Source organism: Sulfurovum sp. bin170 (assembly GCF_010892395.1).
Classification (GTDB): domain Bacteria; phylum Campylobacterota; class Campylobacteria; order Campylobacterales; family Sulfurovaceae; genus UBA1140.
The window spans coordinates 1-4,661 of the sequence record NZ_JAACKB010000054.1 but is presented as its reverse complement, the minus strand read 5'-3'; the positions used below and the strand labels follow the sequence as shown (position 1 = coordinate 4,661).

Here is a 4,661-nt window from a genome sequence, read left to right as displayed (position 1 = left end):
GCTTAATTCATTGGCATTGGGCTTTAGCCCCGAAAGAGACGAAACTAAAGTTTTCGTTTCCTAATTCCAATCCGACCAAGAACCTATCTTACTAGGTCTCTCCAGAGCATCTTCTAACTCATCCAAAAACTCATCTCTATCTATCAATCTCGCCCCCAAGCTCACAAGGTGTGGAGTCTCAACTTGACAATCGATAAAATCATAACAGTTTTCAATGAGAGTATCAGTTAGAAATTTCAAGGCTACTTTTGAAGCATCAGGCATCAGGGCAAACATGGACTCTCCAAAAAAAGCTTTTCCCATAGAGATACCATAGAACCCACCAACAAGCTTATCTTCATAATAGGTCTCAACAGAGTGAGCAAAGCCCATACAGTGTAACTCCATATATGCATCTTTCATCTTTTTTGTAAGCCAAGTACCATTCTGCCCCTCTCTTGGAACTTTTCCACAGTAGTCTATAACAGCCTCAAAGTTTGTATCAAATCGTACTTCATATCCTCTGTTTCGTATCACTCTTCTAAGAGATTTACTCGCTTTGAATTCATCTGGATATAGTACAAGTCTAGGATTTGGAGACCACCATAAAATGGGGTCATCAGGAGAGTACCAAGGAAAGATACCTTTTCTATAGGCAGTTAGAAGCCTATTGGGATTGAGGTCACCACCATAGGCTAGTAGCCCCTCATCACTCCCCTCTCTAGCATTGGGGAAGATATGAGGCATACCGATTTCAGTTATAAAGTAGTCATCATCATATATTGAAGACAAAGTCTAGCTTCTCCTCTTTATAGGTTACTTTTACCAAGCCACCATCTTTTAGCTCTCCAAATAAAATCGCATCTGTCAGAGCCTCTTTAATCTTTTGGTCTATCACTCTAACAACTTCTCTAGCACCATATAGGTCACTGTATCCCTCTTTTGCGATATACTCTCTGGCTTTTTTATTAAGCTTAATCACAATACCTTTTGTAGCCATCTGCTTGTTGAGTTTGGCTATCTCTGTATCTACTATTTTTATAATAGCTTCCATATTTAGATGCCCAAACTCAACCACAGAGCTAAGTCTATTTCTAAACTCTGGGGTGAAGAAACCTTTTAGGGCTGTATCCGTTTTAGAGCTTGTATCTTTGTTGAAGCCCATCACATTCGCCTCTTTGGTTCCAAGGTTTGAGGTCATAATGAGTATAACATTTTTGAAATCACTTACAACTCCATTGTTGTCTGTCAACTTCGCACCATCCATCACCTGCAAGAGAATATTCATAATATCAGGATGAGCTTTCTCTACCTCATCAAGTAGCAATACCGTGTGAGGATTTCTCTTTATCATCTCTGTAAGCAATCCACCCTGCTCATATCCAACATACCCTGGAGGAGCCCCAATTAGACGACTAAGGGCGTGTTTCTCCATATACTCACTCATATCAAGTCTCTCAAAATTGATATCCATACTATTTGCCAACTCTATACTAAGTGCTGTTTTACCAACCCCTGTAGGACCCACAAATAGGAAAGAGCCGATTGGACTACTCTCCTGATTTAGTCCTGCATAAGAGCGTTTAATAGACTTTACTATAGTATCTATTGCTCCATCTTGACCGATAATCTTGGTCTTAATATCATCTGCCAGAGATTTTAGCTTAGTCGTATCATCAGAGGATACCACAGTTGAAGGTAATTTCAACATTCGAGCTACACTCTCTTCTATATCTGCACTCTCTATGGTTATATCTTTTTTGTCTCGTAGCATATAGTGAGCTCCAACCTCATCTATAATATCCATAGCTTTATCTGGCAAAAATCTATCATGCAGATACTTCACACTAAGGTCGATTGCCGATTGTAGAGCCTCATCTGAGAAGTTTATCTTATGATGCTCCTCATATTTATGTTTGATACCTTGAAGTATCTTCATCGTATCAGCAACTGACGGCTCATCTATATCTATCTTTGAGAATCGTCTAGTTAGAGCTTTATCTTTGTCAAGATGGTTACGAAACTCTGCATAGGTAGTTGCACCGATACACTTTAGCTCTCCTCTTGCCAACGCTGGTTTGAGAAGATTTGCTGCATCCATACTCCCTCCACTAGTAGCACCTGCTCCAACAAGTGTGTGAATCTCATCAATAAAGATAATACCTCTATCTATAGTCTGCAACTCACTAAGCACACCTTTTAGCCGTTTCTCAAAATCGCCACGATACTTAGTTCCAGAAATCATAGCACCCAAATCTAGGGCAAATATCTTGCTATCTTTTAGGACAGAAGGAACATCATCCTCTGCAATCCTAAGTGCTAGACCCTCTGCAATCGCAGTTTTACCAACCCCTGGTTCTCCTACAAGTAGAGGGTTGTTTTTCTTTCGTCTACATAGCGTCTGCATCACTCTATCTATCTCTGACTCTCGCCCCACAACAGGGTCTATCTTACCTTTTCTTGCAACAGCTACTAACTCAATAGTAAAATCAGAGAGATTTGGATGCTCCTCTTCCTCCTCCTCATCCTCATCATCCATCTCATTGTCATCCAAATCAACATGAGATATAACCTCTAAAACATCGATTCTATCTATACCTTCTGCTTGCATTACAGCATAGGCATAACTCTTGTCCTGTGTAAACATAGAGGCAATCATGTCTCCAATCTTTGCCTCGATACGACCTGAACTATTGAGATGCATCATCATATCATTCATAACACTTGAAAGCACTACGGTCTCATATGGCTCTTCACTCTCCTTCTTCTCATCTTTTGGCTCCAAAACAGGTGTATTGGCATGGAGGTACGCCTCTATCAACTCCATCATGTAACCTATATCTCCTCCAACTGCTGAGAGTATCTCTCCCCCCTCTTCACTTTGTAGGATAGATAAAAAGATATGTTCAAGTGTCAAATACTCATGTCGGTTCTCCTTTGCATACCGAACAGACTCTTTAAACACATTGTTAAGCTCTACACTTATCATTTTTTCTCCTTTAAATGTTTCTTACTTGACATCTTGAAAAACTAATTTGGAATCGGAGGCTTTAGCCCCGAACATTACGAGGCTGAAGCCATCGGTTCCTAGTTTTCTAAGAAATCTACTCTTCTTCTACTGTTGCAAGAAGTGGAAAACCACTCTTCTTGGCTAACTGCTTCACCTGATAGGCTTTTGTTTTGGCTATCTCATGTGTATAGACTCCACAGATTCCCTTTCCTGAATTATGAATAGCAAACATAATCCTCTCTGATTCAGCTATATTTTTATGAAACAACCCCATCAAAATCTCTACAACAAAATCCATAGTAGTATAGTCATCATTATGTAACAATACTTTATATTTTGTCGGCTCATAGAGAGCTAATGACGAGTCTAACTCTTCTTCTATTCTTGGCAATGTTAATCCTCTATAATAATTATACGAATAGTATATCTTATTTTATGTTACAATCTGCCTTAATAGAAATTTATATAAAGATTGGAGATTAATTGTGAAATTACTTTTTATAACGGCAACAAATACCAATATTGGCAAAACTTTTGCCTCTTTGAGCCTAATTGAACACTTTTCAAAACAGGGTTTAACCGTGGGTGTTTGTAAACCTATAGAGACAGGAATCACAGAGATTGTTGATGGAGAGTTGAGAGTAGAGAGTGGATTGGCTGATGCAACCAAACTTCTTCGAAAAGTTCAAGAGTATAATGAGAACTTTAAAGCTCTCAAACCTATAGATATTACTGCTTACACATTCTCCCTACCCGCTTCCCCTTTCTCTGCAGATATTAACCGTACAATACAGATAGAAAATATAAAATCAAAGATAAAACAACTCTCAAAACTGTGTGACCTACTCATAATAGAAGGAGCAGGTGGTCTCATGGTTCCAATCACAAAAGATTATATGATGATAGATTTAGCCAAAGATTTAAATGCCAAGACACTGCTCGTGACACCCTCTAAACTTGGTTGTATCAATGATACTCTGCTCTCTATAGAGGCTCTCAAAAATAGAGGTATCAGTTTTGATTGGTGTGTGAATCTTTTTGAAGATAGAGATGAGTTTGAAGAGGTTACTAAACCTTTTTATGATGCATATTTTAATGAGTGGTGGAGCTTAGAAGATAAAGGAGTAGACTTAATTAATAAAATTTTAAGCTAAAATACTATATATTTATATTAAATTAATTTTAATATAAAGGATAAATTATGCAACTTCTTAAAGAAAAAACTATACTACTATCTATACTACTATCAGCTATTTTACTAAATGGCTGTACAACTCATCAGAGAATGTCTACCTCATAAATCCATCTATATAATAATGATTTTGGCGTAGTAGCTGACCCAGAACTAGATGCAATGATAGAGCATGAGTTCCTGACCCAAAATAGACCTGCCGAGATAGACTACTCTGAACTAGACCCAACACTAAGTACAAAGCTAATTCATGACCCTGATGCTGTTACACTAGAAAACTATGTCGCACCAGAGCCTATCATTACTTATAAATATATGCATAGCCCAATTTTTTATACAGAAGAGGAGCTACCTGAAAATAAGCTCATAACAGGAAATGCTATTATGAGATAGCTGTTTAATTTTTATCTGTTATAATCACAAAATTATTAGACATCTTGCAAAACTAGGAACCGATGGCTTTAGCCTCGTCATATTCGG

At 38.0% G+C, this 4,661-nt stretch carries 5 protein-coding genes; 2 read left to right on the top strand and 3 right to left on the bottom strand.

The genetic code is table 11. The features are described from left to right. Positions 1-60: 60 nt before the first annotated feature. The 3 genes from aat to GSY74_RS01230 form a co-directional block, all read right to left on the bottom strand. Positions 61-771, bottom strand: a complete 711-nt coding sequence (gene aat, locus GSY74_RS01240) for a leucyl/phenylalanyl-tRNA--protein transferase (RefSeq protein WP_223157424.1) — start codon at positions 769-771, stop codon at positions 61-63. Continuing rightward, positions 755-2,968, bottom strand: a complete 2,214-nt coding sequence (clpA, locus tag GSY74_RS01235) for an ATP-dependent Clp protease ATP-binding subunit ClpA (protein WP_164663281.1) — start codon at positions 2,966-2,968, stop codon at positions 755-757. Before clpA ends, aat begins: the two co-directional genes overlap by 17 nt. Before the next feature lie 115 nt (positions 2,969-3,083). Further along, on the bottom strand, positions 3,084-3,380 hold the full coding sequence (locus GSY74_RS01230; RefSeq protein ID WP_164663280.1) for an ATP-dependent Clp protease adaptor ClpS: 297 nt from the start codon (positions 3,378-3,380) through the stop codon (positions 3,084-3,086). A 94-nt stretch (positions 3,381-3,474) separates the two neighbouring features. On the opposite strand from GSY74_RS01230, the gene bioD reads away from it, so the two are divergent. Continuing rightward, a complete protein-coding gene (bioD, locus tag GSY74_RS01225) occupies positions 3,475-4,143 on the top strand; it encodes a dethiobiotin synthase (RefSeq protein ID WP_164663279.1) in 669 nt (222 codons plus the stop codon). Between the two features lie 200 nt (positions 4,144-4,343). Continuing rightward, positions 4,344-4,574 (top strand): hypothetical protein, encoded by a 231-nt coding sequence (locus tag GSY74_RS01220; RefSeq protein WP_164663278.1) that lies wholly within the window; start codon positions 4,344-4,346, stop codon positions 4,572-4,574. The last annotated feature ends 87 nt before the right edge of the window (positions 4,575-4,661 follow it).